Below are 17,193 nucleotides of genomic sequence, written 5' to 3' on the forward strand. Positions count from 1 at the left end.
CACTTCAAAGGAGTTCAACTAATGGCCAACGAAAACTTCGACTACATCATTGTGGGTGGGGGCAGCGCCGGATCGGTGCTGGCGGACAGGCTCAGCGCAGACCCCACCAAGACCGTCCTGGTCCTGGAGGCCGGCCGGAGCGACTACCCCTGGGACCTGTTCATCCAGATGCCCGCGGCGCTCACCTTCCCCAGCGGGAACAGGTTCTACGACTGGCGCTACCAATCCGACCCCGAGCCGCACATGCACGGACGCCGGATCGCCCACACCCGCGGCAAGGTCCTGGGCGGCTCCAGTTCCATCAACGGCATGATCTTCCAGCGTGGCAACCCCTTGGACTACGAACGCTGGGGAGCCGACGCCGGGATGGAGACCTGGGACTTCGCGCACTGCCTCCCCTACTTCAACCGCATGGAGACCGCGCTCGCCGCGGAACCGGACGATGAACTGCGCGGACACAACGGACCTTTGGTCCTGGAACGCGGTCCCGCGCGCAATCCCCTCTTCCAAGCCTTCTTCCGCGCAGCCCAACAAGCCGGTTTCGCGCGCACCAACGATGTGAACGGTTACCGGCAGGAGGGCTTCGGCCCCTTCGACCGCAATGTGCACAAGGGCCAGCGGCTCTCTGCCTCCCGGGCCTACTTGCGGCCGAACCTCAACAGGCCAAACCTCACGGTCAGGACCCGGGCGCTCGTCTCGACAATCAACTTCGAGACCACTGGTACTTCCGGAGTCAGGGCCACGGGCGTCAGCTACCGACGGAACGGCAAGACCCACAGCGTCGATGCCCAGGAAGTCGTCCTGTGCGGAGGAGCCATCAACACCCCGCAGCTGCTGCAGTTGTCCGGCGTCGGGGACTCTGCGCACCTCAAGTCCCTCGGCATCAAACCCGTAGTTGACCTGCCCGGCGTAGGCGAAAACCTGCAGGACCACCTGGAGGTCTACATCCAGCACGCCTGCACCCAGCCGGTGTCCATGCAGCCGAGCCTGAGCCTGTGGCGCTATCCGTGGATTGGCCTGCAGTGGCTGTTCGGGCGCAAGGGACCTGCGGCCACCAACCACTTCGAAGGCGGCGGCTTTGTGCGCTCCAACGAAGACGTGGCCTACCCCAACCTGATGTTCCACTTCTTGCCGGTAGCCGTCCGCTATGACGGCCAGAAGGCCGATGCCAAGCATGGCTACCAAGTGCACATCGGGCCCATGTACTCCGATGCGCGGGGCAGCCTGAAGATCACTTCCACGGATCCAACCGTCCACCCGTCCATGAAGTTCAACTACCTTTCCACGGAGCAGGACCGGCGCGAATGGGTCGAAGCCATCCGGATTTCCCGGCAGATTCTGGAGCAGTCGGCCATGGCGCCTTTCGATGGCGGTGAGCTCTCCCCCGGTCCAGCCGTCCAGACAGACGAGGAAATCCTCGACTGGGTAGCCCGCGACGCCGAAACCGCCCTGCACCCTTCCTGCACAGCCAAGATGGGCCCGGCCACCGATCCCATGGCCGTGGTGGACCCGCTCAGCATGAGGGTGCACGGCACCTCGGGCCTGCGGGTGGCCGACGCTTCGGCAATGCCCTACGTGACCAACGGCAACATCTACGCGCCGGTCATGATGCTGGCCGAGAAAGCTGCGGACTTGATCCAGGGCCGCGAACCCCTCGCTCCGATCGCCGCCGAGTTCTACCGGCACGGCAGCAGCCCGGCTCCGGACAGCCTGGAAGGCCCGTACAGCCAGCCCCAGGTCACTCCGGCAAGGAACCAAGGAGCGGCATGAACAGCCCACAACTTTCCCAGACCCACACGGTGCGCGGCAGCTACGTTGACGGCGGCTGGCGGCAGTCCGCCGGAGGAATCCGCAGCATCAGCTGCCCGGCGGACGGCACGCATGTTGCCGACGTCGCCGAGTGCACCTCGGCCGACGCCGAGGCAGCGGTGGCTAGCGCCCGGAAAGCGTTCGACGACGGCCGGTGGCCGGGCACGCCGGAACTGGAACGCGGTGCGATCCTGCTCCGCGTGGCCGAGCTGCTCCAGCGGGACAAAGCCGACTACGCCGCGGCCGAAGCCCTCGACACCGGCAAGCGACTGGTCGAGGCCGAATACGACATCGACGACGTCATCGCCTGCTTCCGCTACTACGGCAGCGTGGCAGGCACGGACGCGGGCCGCGTGATCGATACCGGCCGGCCCGGAGCCATCAGCCGAGTCGTCCATGCACCCGTGGGCGTCTGCGGCCTCATCACTCCGTGGAACTATCCGCTCCTGCAGGCTTCGTGGAAGGTTGCACCAGCGCTGTTGGCCGGGAACACCTTTGTCCTCAAGCCCAGTGAGCTGACGCCTTCGACGTCCATTCTGCTCATGGACACCCTGCGGGAAGCAGGCGTGCCCGACGGCGTCGCGAACCTCGTGACGGGAACGGGACCCGAAGTGGGGGCCGTACTTAGCTCGGATCCGCGGGTCGATCTGGTCTCCTTCACGGGCGGACTGGAAACCGGCAAGCGGATCATGGTGGCTGCGGCGGAGACGGTCAAGCGCGTGGCCCTCGAGCTCGGCGGCAAGAACCCGAATGTGGTCTTTGCCGACGCTGACCGGGAGGCCGCGATCGACAACGCCTTGACTGCCGTCTTCCTGAACTCGGGCCAGGTCTGCTCGGCCGGGGCGCGGCTCATTGTCGAAGAGTCCATTCACGAGGAGTTCGTGGCCGAGGTGGTTCGCCGTGCACGCCAGATCCGGTTGGGCGGCCCCTTCGACCAGGAGGCCCAGACCGGACCGCTGATCTCCACGGCCCACCGGGACAAGGTCCACGCCTACGTGCAGGCCGGGGTGGCGGAGGGCGCCCGGTTGCTGTGCGGTGGCTTCATTCCGGACACCCCGGAACTGGGCCGTGGCAGTTTCTACCCGCCCACCGTATTGGACGGGTGCAAGACCTCGATGCGCGTGGTCCAGGAGGAATCCTTTGGCCCCGTCATGACGGTGGAAACATTCACCACCGAGGAAGAGGCCGTCCGGCTGGCCAACGACACCGTCTACGGACTGGCCGGTGCTGTGTGGACGGCAGACGCCTCGAAGGCCCAGCGGGTCTCCGAAGCGCTGCGCCACGGGACGGTCTGGATCAACGACTACCACCCATACGTTCCGCAAGCCGAGTGGGGCGGCTTCGGACAGTCAGGCAATGGCCGCGAATTGGGGCTCGCAGGCTTGGCCGAATACCGAGAAACCAAACACATCTGGCAAAACATCAGCCCCGGGCCCAGCCATTGGTTCGAGTCGCCACAGGCAGGAGTACAGCAATGAGCAGTCCCGACATATCAGTGCGCAACCTCTGGAAGGTCTTCGGACCCGGAGGTGAGAAAATCCCCAAGAATCCCGAACTGTCCAGTTTGGCCTCCGCTGAATTGCTTGAACGCACCGGCTGCAATGCTGCCGTGCGGGACATGAACTTCGACGTCGCCAAGGGCGAGGTGTTCGTCGTCATGGGCCTGTCCGGATCAGGAAAGTCCACCCTGATCCGGTGCCTCACCCGGCTGATCGAACCGACGTCGGGAAGCGTCCTGGTGGACGGAAAAGACGTGTTGGATGCGGGAACCACCGAACTTCGGGAACTGCGCCGCAGGAAGATGTCCATGGTCTTCCAGCACTTCGGCCTCCTCCCGCACCGCACCGTGCTGGACAACGTGTCCTACGGGTTGCAGATCCGCGGGGCGTCAAAAAATGAGCGTTACGCCAAATCCCGCGAAATCATCGAACTGGTAGGCCTCAAGGGCTACGAGCAGCATTTCCCCGATCAGCTTTCCGGCGGGATGCAGCAGCGTGTCGGGCTTGGCCGCGCCTTGGCGGGCGACCCGGACACCATCCTCTTCGACGAGCCGTTTTCCGCCTTGGACCCGCTCATCCGGCGCGACATGCAGGCGGAGGTTATCCGGCTGCACAAAGAGATGGGCAAGACGATGGTGTTCGTTACCCACGACCTATCCGAAGCGCTCAAACTCGGGGACCGCATCCTGATCATGCGGAACGGCGAGACAGTCCAGTGCGGCACCGGCGATGACCTTGTCGGATCGCCGGCGGACAAGTACATTGCCGATTTCGTCTCCGAAGTACCCCGCGCGGACGTCCTGACGCTCAAATGGATCACCGATCCCGTAGGGTCCGGCACTCCCGGGGACGCGCCCGTCTTGAGCGCCGGCACGATCATCCGCGACGCCATTCCCACGGTCATGAACTCATCGTGTCCTGTGCTCGTGGAAGACTCCGGCAAGATCACCGGCCAGATCGACCGCGACAGCATCTTGTCGGTCATCCGCAGCACGGAAGTAGCGGCATGATGTCCACGCTCGTTCGCGACCGGGCCCCGGTTCAGACCAGCGCCAACACCCTCCGCCCGCCGCGCAAGCGGCTGAGTCGCCGAGTATTACTCCTGGGTGCCGCCGGCGTCCTCTGGCTCCTAGGGTTCTTGTTCCTGCACGGCACATCGACCCTCACGCTGCCGGCGTCGGAATTGACTGACCTGCACCGTTCGCTCAACCAATTCAACGCCTGGGTCGCATCGAACCGAGCAGACAATCCCGTCTTCCAGTACGTCTTCACTCCCTTCCGCTCCGCCGTCGATTCAGTCGCAAATCTGTTCACCGGCACTTTTGCCGCCAGCTCTACCGGGCTTCGCCTACCGGAAATCGGCTGGCTGGGAACTGTCGGCCTGCTCAGCTGGATCGCCTTTGCGGTCGGCAATGCCCGGGTGGGATTGCTGACGGCAGCCGCATTCACGTTCTTCGGCCTCCAGGGTCTGTTTACGGAAGCGGCTTACACCTTCGCCCTCGTCCTCACAGCCGTGCTGTTCAGCCTCCTGATCGGCATCCCGCTCGGAGTCTTGTCCGGGATCTCGGGCCGGGTTTCCCAAGTGATCACTCCGGTGCTCGACTTCATGCAAATCCTTCCCACGTTCGTCTATCTGGCTCCTTTGGCCCTCATATTCCTGATCGGTCCCGCCTCCGCGGTAATCGCCACGGTGATCTACGCGGTGCCTCCGCTCATCCGACTGACGGCACACGGAATCCGGAACATCCCGGAGAACACCAGGGAAGCCTCCGACTCCCTGGGCACCACAGGGTTGCAGCGGCTTCTGACCCTGCAACTCCCCCTGGCACGGCGCACCATCGTGATGGGGGTCAACCAAAGCACCATGGCTGCTTTGTCCATGGTCACCATCGCAGCGCTGATTGCGGCGCCGGGGCTGGGACAAGTGGTTGTCCGTGCCCTGCAATCCCTCGACGTCGGGACGGCGGTCAACGCCGGCCTGTCGATCGTCCTCTTGGCCATTGTGCTGGACCGGGTCACCACGGCTGCCAGCCGCCGGGCCGAGCCCGGGGCAGCCCGCAAGCGCCGGATATCGCGGAGAAGCAGGTACATCCTGCTCGCTGTCAGCCTCGTTGTTGTCCTTGTCATGGTCCAGCTTTCCCGGACGATGCTCTGGGCCGCAGCCTTTCCGAAGAACCTCAACTTTGGCCCGGACATCGTCAGCGGAGTCGGCGCTGCCAGCGAATGGCTGCAGACAAATCTCTCCCTGTTTACTGTGTCCTTCCGCGAGGCCCTGACCAACGGGATCCTCAACCCGTTCCAATCCCTTCTGACCGAGACCCCCTTCTACCTCCTAGTCGCGGTTGTCCTCGTGGCGGCTTACGCACTCGGTGGTTGGAAGCTGGCGCTGGTCACCGCCTCATGCCTGGCCGCGATCATTTACCTCGGCCTCTGGAGCGATGCCATGGTCACCCTGGCGAGCACCCTTGTTGCCACGGCCGTGGTCATGGTGCTGGGCATCATCTTCGGCGTGGCGATGGGCAGGTCCAACAAAGTGGACCAGATCATGCGGCCAATGCTGGATGCGGGCCAGACCATGCCTGCCTTCGTCTACTTGGTTCCATTCCTAGGCCTCTTCGGCGCAACGAGATTCACGGCCATCGTCGCCGGAATTATCTACGCAGCGCCTGTGGCCATCAAGATTACGGCCGACGGCATCGCAGCGATCTCCCCCACCGTCATGGAGGCTGCGGTATCCAGCGGGTCAACCCCGTGGCAGGTCATCACCAAGGTCCAGCTCCCCATGGCAAGGAAATCCCTGGCCCTCGCCGCAAACCAAGGCTTGATCTACGTCTTGGCCATGGTGGTCGTCGGAGCATTGGTCGGTGCAGGCGGCCTGGGGTACGACGTCGTCGCTGGCTTTGTCCAGAGCTCGCTGTTCGGCAAGGGCCTTGCCGCCGGCCTGGCCATCGTCTTCCTCGGCATCCTGCTGGACCGCATGACCCAGGCTGCGGCAGCCGACCCCGTCCGTAAAATCCGCTCAGCAAAGTCGAGCGCGCACTAGTTCCTCCCCGTTCACCGCCCCAACAAGGAGATCCCAACCATGCGTAGAACCAGACAGCTTTTGAAACGAACAATTCCCGTACTTGCCGGAACCGCTGCTGCAGCCCTCTTGCTAGCCGGCTGCGGAGGCGCTTCCGTGAACCAAGCCGCAGCCGCAGGCTCCTCGGATACGCCCTGCGGAACCGTCAATGTCGCCCTCAACGCGTGGGTCGGCTACACGGCAAACGCGGCCGTCTACAGCTATGTAGCCCAAAACAAGCTCGGTTGCACGGTAGTCCAGAAGGACCTGTCGGAGCAGATCTCCTGGCAGGGCTTTGGTTCCGGTGAAGTCGATGTCATCCTCGAGAACTGGGGTCATGCGGACCTCACGAAGCAGTACATCACGGACCAGAAAGTGGCTGTAGACGCCGGCCCGACGGGCAACGAAGGGCACATCGGCTGGTACGTGCCACCATGGATGGTCCAGAAGTACCCGGACATCCTGGACAGCAAGAACCTGAACAAGTACGCCTCACTCTTTGCTACCTCCGAATCAGGCGGCAAAGGCCAGGTCCTGGACGGCGACCCCGCCTTCGTGACCAACGACGAAGCCTTGGTCAAGAACCTCGGCCTCGACTACAAAGTGGTCTTCTCGGGCTCGGAAGCGGCTCTGATCCAGTCGTTCCGTACGGCCGAAAAGAACAAGACACCGCTGCTGGGCTACTTCTACGAACCGCAATGGTTCCTCTCCGAGGTCCCCCTCAAGAAGGTCAGCCTGCCCGCCTACACGCCGGGCTGCGATGCCGATGCCGAAAAGGTGGCCTGCGACTACCCCGATTACAAGCTGAACAAAGTGATGGCCAAGAAGTTCGCGGACAGCGGTTCTCCCGCAGCGAAACTGCTCAAGGCCTTCTCGTGGACCAACGCTGACCAGAACTCGGTCGCAACGGACATCCAAGGCGGCATGAAGCCAGACGCCGCCGCAAAGAAATGGGTGGATGCCCACCCCGATGTAGTGGCCGCCTGGCTCAAATAGTCCCTGAACCCCTCTCCCCTGAAGCTCCCCGGATCCATGGATCCGGGGAGCTTCTTTTTTGCTTTCTGGACGGAATGTTACTCATCTTCCGCAACCGTGTTGCAGTGATTGCGCCACCCAACCCAACTAGCTCACACCCATCCTCCCAGCTGGCTCGCATTCGTTGTCGTTTAGCGCCCTCAAAACGACAACAAGTGCGAGTCAGTCGCGCGGCAACCAAACACCCTTGACGGTGACGGGGAACACATCTATTCTGATGCAACAGCGTTGCGTTGAATGCAACCCCAAAATTCTTGGTGGATTCATGAAAAACGAAACATCCTCCGTGGCAGCAATCCCGGGAAGCGCTCATGCCGGATCCAAAGGCGGATCCGGCGAGCTTCCCGACGCAACAGCCACCCCGGGCGGCCCGTCAAAGCCCGCCACCAACCACACGGTCAGCAAGGACACCCGCCGCCGCGTCATCACTGCAAGCTTCATCGGCAACTTCGTCGAATGGTTCGACTACGCCGTCTACGGCTACCTTGCCGGGATTATCTCGACCGTCTTCTTCCCCGCATCGGACCGGCAGACCGCCCTGCTCGCCACGTTCGGCGTCTTTGCCGTCTCCTTCTTCGTCCGCCCACTGGGTGGATTCATCTGGGGCCACATCGGTGACCGGCTCGGACGCAAACAGGCACTCTCCCTGTCGATCGTGCTCATGTCCGTGGCAACGTTCTGCATCGCCCTGATCCCCGGCTACAACACCATCGGCGTCATGGCACCGGTCCTCCTGCTGCTCGTCCGCGTTGTCCAGGGCTTCTCGGCAGCAGGCGAATACGCAGGGGCCTCAGCCTTCCTGGTGGAATACGCACCGGCCAATCGGCGCGGACTCTATGCCGCCGTCGTACCTGCCAGTACAGCGGCGGGCCTGCTGCTCGGTTCCCTGCTGGCGGCACTGCTCAGCTCGGTGCTGAGCGCCGAGCAGCTCGGCGAATGGGGCTGGCGCCTGCCCTTCCTCCTGGCCGCCCCGATGGGCCTGATCGGCCGCTACATCCGCACCAAGCTTGAGGACACCCCGGCATTCCGCGAAATGGCCGCGAAAGACACGGCGGTTAAGGCTCCGGCCTTCGCGATGTTCAAGACGTACCGCAAGCAGTTGATCATCGCGACGGGCGCAGTGCTGCTCAACGCCGTCGGCTTCTACGTAATCCTCAGCTACATGCCGACGTACCTCTCCGAGGAGCTTCACTTCGGTGCGGCCGAATCGTTCATGGCCACGACCATTGCCCTCCTCAGCTACATCGGATTCATCTTCCTGACGGGGATCGCATCGGACAGGTTCGGCCGCAAACGCATGCTCATCACGGCTTCCGTACTGTTCGTGGTGCTGACCGTTCCGGCGTTCATGCTCCTCGACACCGGCAACTTCCTGGTCATTGTCCTGGTCCAGATCCTGCTGGGCGGCATGCTCACGCTCAACGACGGCACCCTGCCCAGCTTCCTTGCCGAGCTCTTCCCCACCAGGGTCCGCTACAGCGGGTTCGCCGTCAGCTTCAATCTTTCCAACGCCTTGTTCGGCGGCACCGCCCCGTTCATGGCAACCCTCCTCATCGGCCTGACCCACAACCAACTGGCTCCCGGCTGGTACCTCGTGGCGGCCGCCGTCATCTCCCTCATCGCGGTCCTCTTCGCTGTGGAGACTTCCAAGAAGCCCCTGCAGCAGGACTGAAACAACCCACCCATTGAAAGGAACACCACACATGACCATCACCGAGAATGAAGCCGTAAGCGACGTCACCAAGCTTGAGCGCCTCAAGGTCCTCAACAACGGAGAGAAGGTCTCCCTGACCTTCTCCGACGCAGAATTTGAGCGGCGCCTTGCCGGTCTTCGCCGGATCATGGCCGAGAAGGAACTGGACGCCGTTGTCCTGACCAGCTACCACTCCATCAAGTACTACTCCGACTTCCTGTTCACCTACTTCGGCCGTTCCTACGCCATGGTGGTCACGGCCGACGACACCGTCACGGTCACCGCCAACATCGACGCAGGAATGCCGTGGCGCCGCAGCTATGGAGACAACCTGGTCTACACGGACTGGCGCCGGGACAACTACATCTTCGGCATCCAGGAAGTACTGCGCACCCGCGGGATCAACGTCCGGCGCCTGGGTGTTGAGGACGACTCCCTTCCACTGGACAACCGCAACAAGATCCAGGCCGCCTTCTCCGGCGCGACGCTTGTGGACATTGCCCAGGCCGCCATGCGCCAGCGCATGATCAAGTCTGCCGAAGAGATCGAGGTCATCAAGCACGGTGCCCGGATCGGCGACCTTGGCGGCGAGGCGATCCGCAACGCCATCACGGCCGGAATCACCGAGTACGAGGTGGCCCTGATCGGCACCGAAGCCATGGTCCACGAGATCGCCCGGACGTTCCCGGATTCCGAGATCCGCGATACCTGGGTGTGGTTCCAGTCCGGCATCAACACGGACGGCGCCCACAACTGGGCAACCACCCGCAAGATCCAGGAACACGACATCCTGTCGCTGAACTGCTTCCCCATGACCTCGGGCTACTACACGGCCCTGGAGCGCACCCTGTTCTACGGCGAACCCGATGCCCGTTCCCTGGAACTGTGGAACATCAACGTGGACGTGCACAAGCGCGGCCTTGAGCTCATCAAGCCCGGCGCCGTCTGCAAGGACATCGCCGCGGAACTCAACGAGATCTATGTTTCGCATGGACTGCTCGCCAACCGAACCTTCGGCTACGGACACTCCTTCGGAGTCCTCTCGCACTACTACGGCCGCGAAGCCGGACTGGAGCTGCGCGAGGACATCGACACGGTCCTGGAGCCAGGAATGGTGGTTTCCATGGAACCGATGATCACGGTCCTCGACGGCCAGCCGGGTGCCGGCGGATACCGGGAACACGACATCTTGGTGGTCGGTGAAGACGGTGCCGAGAACATCACCAAGTTCCCGTTCGGCCCGGAGTACAACATCATCGGCGCCTAACACCCGCCTCCAATGGACATGCCCAGCCTTGCGCCCGAGCAGTGGACATATGACTCATATGCTCATTGCTCTAGGCCAAGGCTGGGCATGTCCCAATAAAAAGAGCCATATAGTGACCATCATGACCCCAGCAGAACCGCGTGCAGAACCGCGTGCAGAACCGCGTGCAGAACCGCGTGTAATCACGAGTGACACCCCGGCCAACGGCGATTCCAAAGGCGCTTCGGTACTTGAGAACGCCATTGCCGTGCTCCGCAGCTTCACCGCCGAGGAACCCTTGCTGGGAGTCACCGAGATCGCCGGCAGGATCGGATTGCACAAGAGCACTGTGTCCCGGATCCTGGCAACCTTCGAACAAGAACACTTGGTGGAGCGCGACCCCGAGTCCCGACGCTTCCGGCTGGGCCTGGGGATGATCGCCCTTGCCGGCCCGCTCCTTGCCGAACTGGAAGAGCGCCGGGTGGCCTATCCCGTGCTGCGCGAACTGAGCGAACGGACGGGCGAGACGAGCGCGCTCATGGTGTGGAACGGGAACGAATCCATGTGCGTTGAGCAAATCGCCAGCCGTCACCAGGTCAAGCATCTCGCCCCGTTGGGTGCCCGCTACAACGAGGCGCTCAGCTCCTCGGTGCAGGTCTTCCTTGCCGCCGAAGACGCCGACCGCGTGCGCAAGCTCCTGCGGAGCGGCTCGATCACCTTGCCCGGTCTCGACGAAGAAGCACTCGAGGCCTACCTCCTCCGGCTCCAGGAGTCCGTGAAGCGTGGCTGGGCCTTCAATTTCGGCGAAACATCCATCGAAGAAGTCGGCGTTGCCTCCCCCGTCTTTGACCACCGCGGAGACATCGTGGCCTCCGTCCTGATCCCCGCGCCCAAGTTCCGGGTCTCGCAGGACACGCTCGCCAGCCTCGGCGAGGCATGCCAAGACGCAGCCCGCAAAATCACCACGCGCCTAGGCGGCCGCGCCCCGCACTAGCCCGACATCACCCTTCGCCACACGGGGACATACCCAGTTCTGGACCCCAGAAATGGACATGCCCACTCGTGATCCACAGGACATGCCCAACCCCAAGCCCCAGCATCGGACATAACGCTCTCACTCCAAGGGACATGCCCAACCCCAAGCCCCTGCATCGGACATAACGCTCTCAATCCAAGGGACATGTCCAGCCTTGGAGTCCAGAAATGGACATATTCGCAATATGTCCAGTGCTCAGAGCCAAGGCAGGGCATGTCCTAAGTGCCGGGGGCGGGCGGGCCGGGGCGGGACGGGTTGGGAACCAAGGCCGCGGCGACCGAACGCAGTCAGCAACTAGTCCGCGACGACGGCGAGCGCTTCCTCGACGCTGTCGACCAGGAAGATCCGCCGATCCATCACTTTCCCGGCGGCGAGGCTCTGCAACATAGGCCACGCGGGATACTTGTTCTCCCAATGGTCGCGCCCCACGAGCACCATGGGCGTGACGGTTTCCGGGGCGCCGTAGAAGTTCTCGCACGCGTCCATGAAGATTTCCTGCACGGTGCCGGCGGAGCCTGGAAGGAACACGATCCCGCCGTTGCATAGCTCCAGCAAGATCGCTTCGCGCATGGAGTTGGCGAAATACTTGGCGATGTGGGTGGCGAAGAGGTTGGGCGGCTCGTGCCCGTAAAACCAGGTGGGGATGCCCAGCGACGTCGTCCCGCTCGGATAGTGCCCGACGACGGCGGCCGCCGCCCGTGCCCAGGCCGTCACCGAGGGACGGAAACCCGGCACCGAGGCGAGCGATTGCAGCGCGACGGCGAAGTCGGCGTCGGGCAGGCCGCTTAAGTAGGCACCCAAATTGGCGGCTTCCATGGCACCCGGTCCTCCCCCGGTGGCCACCGTGAAGCCGGACAGGGCCAAGAGCCTGCCCAGGCGCGCCGCGTCGTCAAAGTCCGTCGTTCCGCGTTGCGCGGCGTGCCCGCCCATGACGCCTACGATCTTGTTCCCGGCGAAGTCCCCGTTGCCCAGGAGCTCGTCCAGGGCGTCCCCGATGGCGTGGTCGTGCAGCGCGGCGGCAAGGGTGGCGTCCAGGCTGGTCCGCTGCCCCGGCATGATGCTCCATTGGTAGACCTGGGCGTCGAGTGTGGCTTCGTATTCCGTGGAGTCAATGTCCTCGTACAGTTCGGCGGCGCTGTAGAGGCTGCCCCGGTACGGGTTGAACGGCACGCCGCGCAGCTTGGGAAAGATGAGTGCGCCGCGGCTGCGCAGCGAGTCCTCCACGCCGTCGTCGAAGGTACAGCCCAGGAAGATGGCGCCTTGGGGATCCATCCTCTGCAGGTCCGCGCGTCGGCCTCGCAGGTCCAGCGACTGGGCGTGCCATCCGTGCATCGTTGCGGCACCGGAGCCCAGAAGCCGGTCGAAATGGGCCACGCTCTCAATGTCGAGCGTGCGGGGACTGGGAGTCAGTGCGCGGGACGGATTCATGGCATCAGCGTAAGCCCGCGATTCCCGTTGCGCAGGAGCCGGCCGGCCAGTGCATCATGGAGCATGCAGACTTCCGAACAGCAAAGCAGCTTAAGGCCCCGGATCGGCATACCTGTCCGCCTCAGCAGCTCCGAAAGCGCGGATGCCCGCGTCGGAGAGGCGAATGAACTTTTCGACTTCATCGTCGAACTAGTGCGCGACGCCGGTGCGGAGCCTGTACTGCTCGACGCCTCCTTCACAGACGAAGCCGGCCGGCTGGCCAACGAGCTCCGTTCCCTCAACGGGGTCCTGCTGCCCGGCGGCGGAGACCTGGATCCGCGACTCTACGGTGAAGAAGCGACTGAAGCCTGCTACGACGTCAACCCTGACCAGGATCGCTTGGACTTGGCAGTCGCCCGTGGATCGCTCGACGCCGGTTTGCCCACCCTCGGCATCTGCCGCGGCCACCAACTCCTCAACGTGGTCTACGGCGGGACGCTCATCCAGGACATGCACCCATCGTTGGTGGAGCACAACGGCCTGACCCCGGCGGAAGGTGAGCTCAGCGCCTGGGCGTGGCACGACGTCGAACTTTCACCGGGATCCAAAGTGGCCGGGCTCTATGGCTCACGGAACTCGGTGCGGATTGCTTCGGGACATCACCAGGCCGTGGCACGGGTAGGCGATGGCTTGGCGGTGACGGCGGTCGCGGAGGACGGGACCGTGGAAGCCCTCGAGGACCCACAAAGATGGGTGGCATCGGTGCAATGGCATCCCGAGGCCTCGCAGCTGCCCGACGAAGAACGGCTCGCCCCGTTCAAGGCTTTCGTGGAGGTCTGCAGGACGCTGCGTCCCGTGGGGTGATTGTGCGGCACCTATCGGGACGCCAACGGCAATTGCCCGCTCCGGTGAACCTGACGGCTTCGGAATTCGTCTCATCAATGTGGCAAGCACATTGCGGCCACCGGACACGAGAAGCGGGGAACCAATCATGAGGAACCACCCCAAGGCCATGATGGTCATCGTTGCGGCGGCTGCCCTGATCGCCGTGAGCGGTTGCGGGTCGTCCGGAACCGGCGGTTATGGCACGTCATCGAGCCCACCTTCCGCCGCGTCCTCCGGCGCTCCGCAATCCCCATCGCTCACCATCACCATCAAGGACTTCGGCTATCAAGGACCCGTCTCGGTCAGCCCGGGCGCCAAAATCACCGTGAAGAACGAGGACACACAGGCCCACACGGTCACCTCAGACGATGGCAAGGCCTTCGACGCCGCCGTCGACGGCGGGGGCGGAACAACCCAGTTCACGGCGCCCAAAACACCGGGCAGCTACCCCTACCACTGCGCGTACCACTCCAATATGCACGGAAGCCTGGTCGTGAAATGAGCACAGCGAAATGAGCACGCGTGAAGCGGCCCGCCGCAAGCCGATGAACCGCAGACCCAAGGACATCCTGCTGCGACTGCTCGTGGCGGCAGCCCTCGTCATCGACGCTGTGGTGCACTTCGATCTTGCCGCCGGCTACCAGCTGGGTGCCCCTGGCGGAATCGGAGAAGGCAACCTGTTCCGTCTTGAGGCCGCGGCCGCAATCCTCGTCGCCTTGTATGTCCTGGTCCGAGGCAGTCGGCCGGCTTACGCCGCTGCGGTGGTGATCGCTGGAAGCGCCTTCATAGCGGTCCTCCTCTACCGATATGTGGACATACCGGCCATAGGTCCGATCCCTTCCATGTACGAGCCCGTATGGTTTTTCGAGAAGTCCCTCAGCGCAGTTGCCGAGGGAGTGGGTGCCGTCCTGGCGGCCGTCGGTTACCTCAGGCAACGCGGCCGCGCCCGCCGACCCCGCCGCTGAAGGCACGCCGCCGCTGAAGGCACGCTGAAGGCGCCCGACGCCGGAAACCCGGCCCCGCCGCTGAGGCATATGGTTCTGATGTCTGGACATGTCCCAAACAAGGGCTCTGAAACGGCACAATAAACACGCCTCCGGCACCCTTGACCCGTGCATTGCTCCTGCTATCATCAGTAAAGCAGTATGTCCTATCAAGCGAACATGAACGGACATGCTTGCAACTTCCGGGACAGTCCCGGAATGCGAGGGAGCATGCAATGGCGAATCAACTTGGCCTCACAATCGACCGTTCTTCCCCTGTGCCTTTGTATCACCAGGTGGTCCAGGGCATCGAGGCCGCCATCCACAGCGGAGTGCTGGAGCCCGGCAGCCGTTTGGACAACGAAATCGACCTCGCCGCCCAGCTCAACCTGTCCCGGCCCACCATGCGCAAGGCCATGGACGAACTCGTCCGCTCGGGCCTGCTGGTCCGGAAACGCGGCGTCGGCACCCAGGTAGTGTCGAGCCAGGTCCGCCGGCCCCTGGAGCTCTCCAGCCTCTATGACGACCTGACCAACAACGGCAAGAAGCCCACAACGCAGGTCCTCAGCTTCTCGCACATGGAAGCCGACGCAGCCACGCTGACCGCCCTCCAGCTTCCGGCCGGTTCAAAGGTCTATCACTTCACCCGCCTGCGCAAAGTGGGCGGTAAGCCGCTGGCGCTCATGGAGAACTGGGTCCGCGACGACATCACCACCATGGACGAGTCCATGCTCCAGGCAGAGGGCCTCTACGCCATCCTCCGCCGCGGCGGAGTCAACTTCCGCCTCGCCTCGCAGCGGATCGGCGCCATGATCGCCAACGACTACCAGGCACCGCTCTTGGAGGCAGAAGTCGGCTCGGCTTTGGTCACCATGGAGCGCACCGCCGTCGACGACACCGGACGCATGGTCGAGACCGGCCACCACGTGTACCGGGCCGATTCCTACAGCTTCGAAATGACACTCGTACAGCGCTAACGCAAGGACATAACTTCATGGCCAACTGGGTCTATCCATTGGGAACCGCCAACGACGGCGATTGGGACATCTCGCTCGGAACCTCCGATTCCGCGTTGACTGTGGATGGTTGGGCCCACACGGGCCTCAAGGTCGCCACGCTCGCCGCGGGCGCCGCCGTCGAGCTCCCCGCCGCAGCTGAAGAGCGGATCATTGTGCCGCTCAACGGCGCCTTTACAGTGACGGTCGACGACGTCGAGTATCCCCTTGCGGGGCGGGCGTCGGTTTTCCATGGCCCCAGCGATGTCCTGTATTCCGGCACGAATGTTGCAGTCACCATCAGTTCGCCCGACGGCGGCCGCGTCGCCGTCGCGACTGCGCCGGCCAACGCGTCGCACCCCACCAGGCTAGTGACCGCGGCGGAAACCCCGGTTGAGCTGCGCGGAGCGGGCAATTGCTCGCGCCAGGTCCACAACTTCGGCACTCCTGCCGCCCTCGAGGCCGACCGTTTCATCGTCTGCGAAGTACTCACCCCCGCGGGCAACTGGTCCTCCTATCCCCCGCACAAGCATGACGAGGAAAAGGACGGCGAAACGCAGCTCGAGGAGATCTACTACTTCGAGACCCGGGTGGCCGAAGGCTCCGGTGCCCCTGCTGACACCGATGCTATCGGCTACCAGCGTGTCTACGCTTCCGATGACCGTCCGATCGATGTGGCCGCGGAGGTTCGCACGGGCGACGTCGTTCTTGTTCCGTATGGCTGGCACGGCCCCGCCATGGCAGCTCCCGGCTACGACTTGTACTACCTGAACGTCATGGCCGGCCCGGGACCCGTGCGCGAATGGCTCATCAGCGACGACCCCCACCACGGGTGGGTGCGGCAGAGCTGGGACGGACAGGACATCGACCCCCGCCTGCCGTTCGGCCGCTGACGTGTGACTGTCACCGCGAAGGGCAGCTTTTCGCAGCAAACTGGTTACAGCTCCTGATCGGTGGAACTTAGAAGTCTGGTCGCAGTTGTCGATCTGCGCGTCTGGGGCGCGTCGTATATGTGAGGGTCCGAATGGAAGGGCCCACTCATACGACGAAAGGAACAGACCAATGTCGAAGAACGAGCCCACCAACGCCCAGTCCGAGGTGACCGACGAGATCCGCAGCCTCTTCGGCGAGATCTACGCCGCATGGGCAGACAATGATGCGGATGCTTTCGTGGCACCGTATCGGGACGATGCCACGGTGGTGATGCCACGAACGTATCACCGTGACAAGGAGGAGATCCGGAGCTCCATGGCTGCCGGGTTCCAGGGTCCGCTCAAAGGTTCCCAGGCGGTCGATGAACCTCTCAGCATCCGGGTTATCGGCGGCCACACGGCGATCGTGGTCAGCAAGGCAGGCATTCTCACGGCGGGAGAGGCCCAGCTCCCGATCGACCGCGAAGTCATTGCCACATGGGTCTTGGTTCGACAGGATGGGCGTTGGCTCGTCGCTTCATATGCCAATGCGCCCGCCCACTGAAGACGCGTCGAGGAGCCGATTCCGCAAAGTGTTCGGCGTCGATTCGGTGAAAGCTCAAACCAAGGGTC

15 protein-coding genes are annotated in these 17,193 nt (G+C 63.6%); 14 read left to right on the forward strand and 1 reads right to left on the reverse strand.

Features of this window, described 5'->3' with window-relative positions; genetic code table 11:
• Nucleotides 1–21 precede the first annotated feature (21 nt).
• From betA to QRN59_RS15930, 8 genes are all read left to right on the forward strand, one after another.
• On the forward strand, nucleotides 22–1,770 hold the full coding sequence (betA, locus tag QRN59_RS15895) for a choline dehydrogenase (protein ID WP_284983461.1): 1,749 nt from the start codon (nucleotides 22–24) through the stop codon (nucleotides 1,768–1,770).
• Nucleotides 1,767–3,287: an aldehyde dehydrogenase family protein gene (locus QRN59_RS15900; protein ID WP_284983462.1), complete on the forward strand. Its 1,521-nt coding sequence runs from the start codon at nucleotides 1,767–1,769 to the stop codon at nucleotides 3,285–3,287. Before betA ends, QRN59_RS15900 begins: the two co-directional genes overlap by 4 nt.
• A complete protein-coding gene (locus QRN59_RS15905) occupies nucleotides 3,284–4,318 on the forward strand; it encodes a quaternary amine ABC transporter ATP-binding protein (RefSeq protein ID WP_284983463.1) in 1,035 nt (344 codons plus the stop codon). The genes QRN59_RS15900 and QRN59_RS15905 overlap by 4 nt, the downstream gene beginning before the upstream one ends.
• The gene (locus tag QRN59_RS15910) at nucleotides 4,315–6,351 is read left to right on the forward strand and encodes an ABC transporter permease (protein ID WP_284983464.1); all 2,037 of its coding nucleotides are present in this window, start codon (nucleotides 4,315–4,317) and stop codon (nucleotides 6,349–6,351) included. Before QRN59_RS15905 ends, QRN59_RS15910 begins: the two co-directional genes overlap by 4 nt.
• A 39-nt stretch (nucleotides 6,352–6,390) precedes the next feature.
• Entirely contained in the window at nucleotides 6,391–7,365 is a 975-nt protein-coding gene (locus QRN59_RS15915; RefSeq protein ID WP_284983466.1) for an ABC transporter substrate-binding protein, read from the forward strand.
• Nucleotides 7,366–7,669: 304 nt separating this feature from the next.
• Entirely contained in the window at nucleotides 7,670–9,076 is a 1,407-nt protein-coding gene (locus QRN59_RS15920; protein WP_284983467.1) for an MFS transporter, read from the forward strand.
• A 31-nt stretch (nucleotides 9,077–9,107) separates the two neighbouring features.
• Nucleotides 9,108–10,364, forward strand: a complete 1,257-nt coding sequence (locus QRN59_RS15925) for an aminopeptidase P family protein (RefSeq protein WP_284983468.1) — start codon at nucleotides 9,108–9,110, stop codon at nucleotides 10,362–10,364.
• Between the two features lie 121 nt (nucleotides 10,365–10,485).
• Nucleotides 10,486–11,337: an IclR family transcriptional regulator gene (locus QRN59_RS15930; protein ID WP_284983469.1), complete on the forward strand. Its 852-nt coding sequence runs from the start codon at nucleotides 10,486–10,488 to the stop codon at nucleotides 11,335–11,337.
• A gap of 336 nt (nucleotides 11,338–11,673) precedes the next feature.
• Here the strand turns inward: QRN59_RS15930 and QRN59_RS15935 are convergent, their stop codons facing one another.
• Nucleotides 11,674–12,807, reverse strand: a complete 1,134-nt coding sequence (locus QRN59_RS15935; protein ID WP_284983470.1) for an LOG family protein — start codon at nucleotides 12,805–12,807, stop codon at nucleotides 11,674–11,676.
• 63 nt (nucleotides 12,808–12,870) lie between these two features.
• On the opposite strand from QRN59_RS15935, the gene QRN59_RS15940 reads away from it, so the two are divergent.
• From QRN59_RS15940 to QRN59_RS15965, 6 genes are all read left to right on the forward strand, one after another.
• Complete coding sequence (locus QRN59_RS15940) at nucleotides 12,871–13,650, forward strand: gamma-glutamyl-gamma-aminobutyrate hydrolase family protein (protein WP_284983471.1); 780 nt, start codon at nucleotides 12,871–12,873, stop codon at nucleotides 13,648–13,650.
• Nucleotides 13,651–13,777: 127 nt separating this feature from the next.
• On the forward strand, nucleotides 13,778–14,173 hold the full coding sequence (locus QRN59_RS15945; RefSeq protein WP_284983472.1) for a cupredoxin domain-containing protein: 396 nt from the start codon (nucleotides 13,778–13,780) through the stop codon (nucleotides 14,171–14,173).
• A 10-nt stretch (nucleotides 14,174–14,183) separates the two neighbouring features.
• Nucleotides 14,184–14,636, forward strand: coding sequence for a hypothetical protein (locus tag QRN59_RS15950; RefSeq protein ID WP_284983473.1), 453 nt, complete (start codon nucleotides 14,184–14,186; stop codon nucleotides 14,634–14,636).
• Nucleotides 14,637–14,890: 254 nt separating this feature from the next.
• Nucleotides 14,891–15,631 (forward strand): GntR family transcriptional regulator, encoded by a 741-nt coding sequence (locus tag QRN59_RS15955; RefSeq protein WP_234753199.1) that lies wholly within the window; start codon nucleotides 14,891–14,893, stop codon nucleotides 15,629–15,631.
• 17 nt (nucleotides 15,632–15,648) lie between these two features.
• Nucleotides 15,649–16,542, forward strand: a complete 894-nt coding sequence (gene iolB, locus QRN59_RS15960) for a 5-deoxy-glucuronate isomerase (RefSeq protein WP_284983474.1) — start codon at nucleotides 15,649–15,651, stop codon at nucleotides 16,540–16,542.
• 169 nt (nucleotides 16,543–16,711) lie between these two features.
• Nucleotides 16,712–17,125: an SgcJ/EcaC family oxidoreductase gene (locus tag QRN59_RS15965; protein WP_284983475.1), complete on the forward strand. Its 414-nt coding sequence runs from the start codon at nucleotides 16,712–16,714 to the stop codon at nucleotides 17,123–17,125.
• The last annotated feature ends 68 nt before the right edge of the window (nucleotides 17,126–17,193 follow it).

Source organism: Arthrobacter sp. efr-133-TYG-118, assembly GCF_030209755.1.
Classification (GTDB): domain Bacteria; phylum Actinomycetota; class Actinomycetes; order Actinomycetales; family Micrococcaceae; genus Arthrobacter.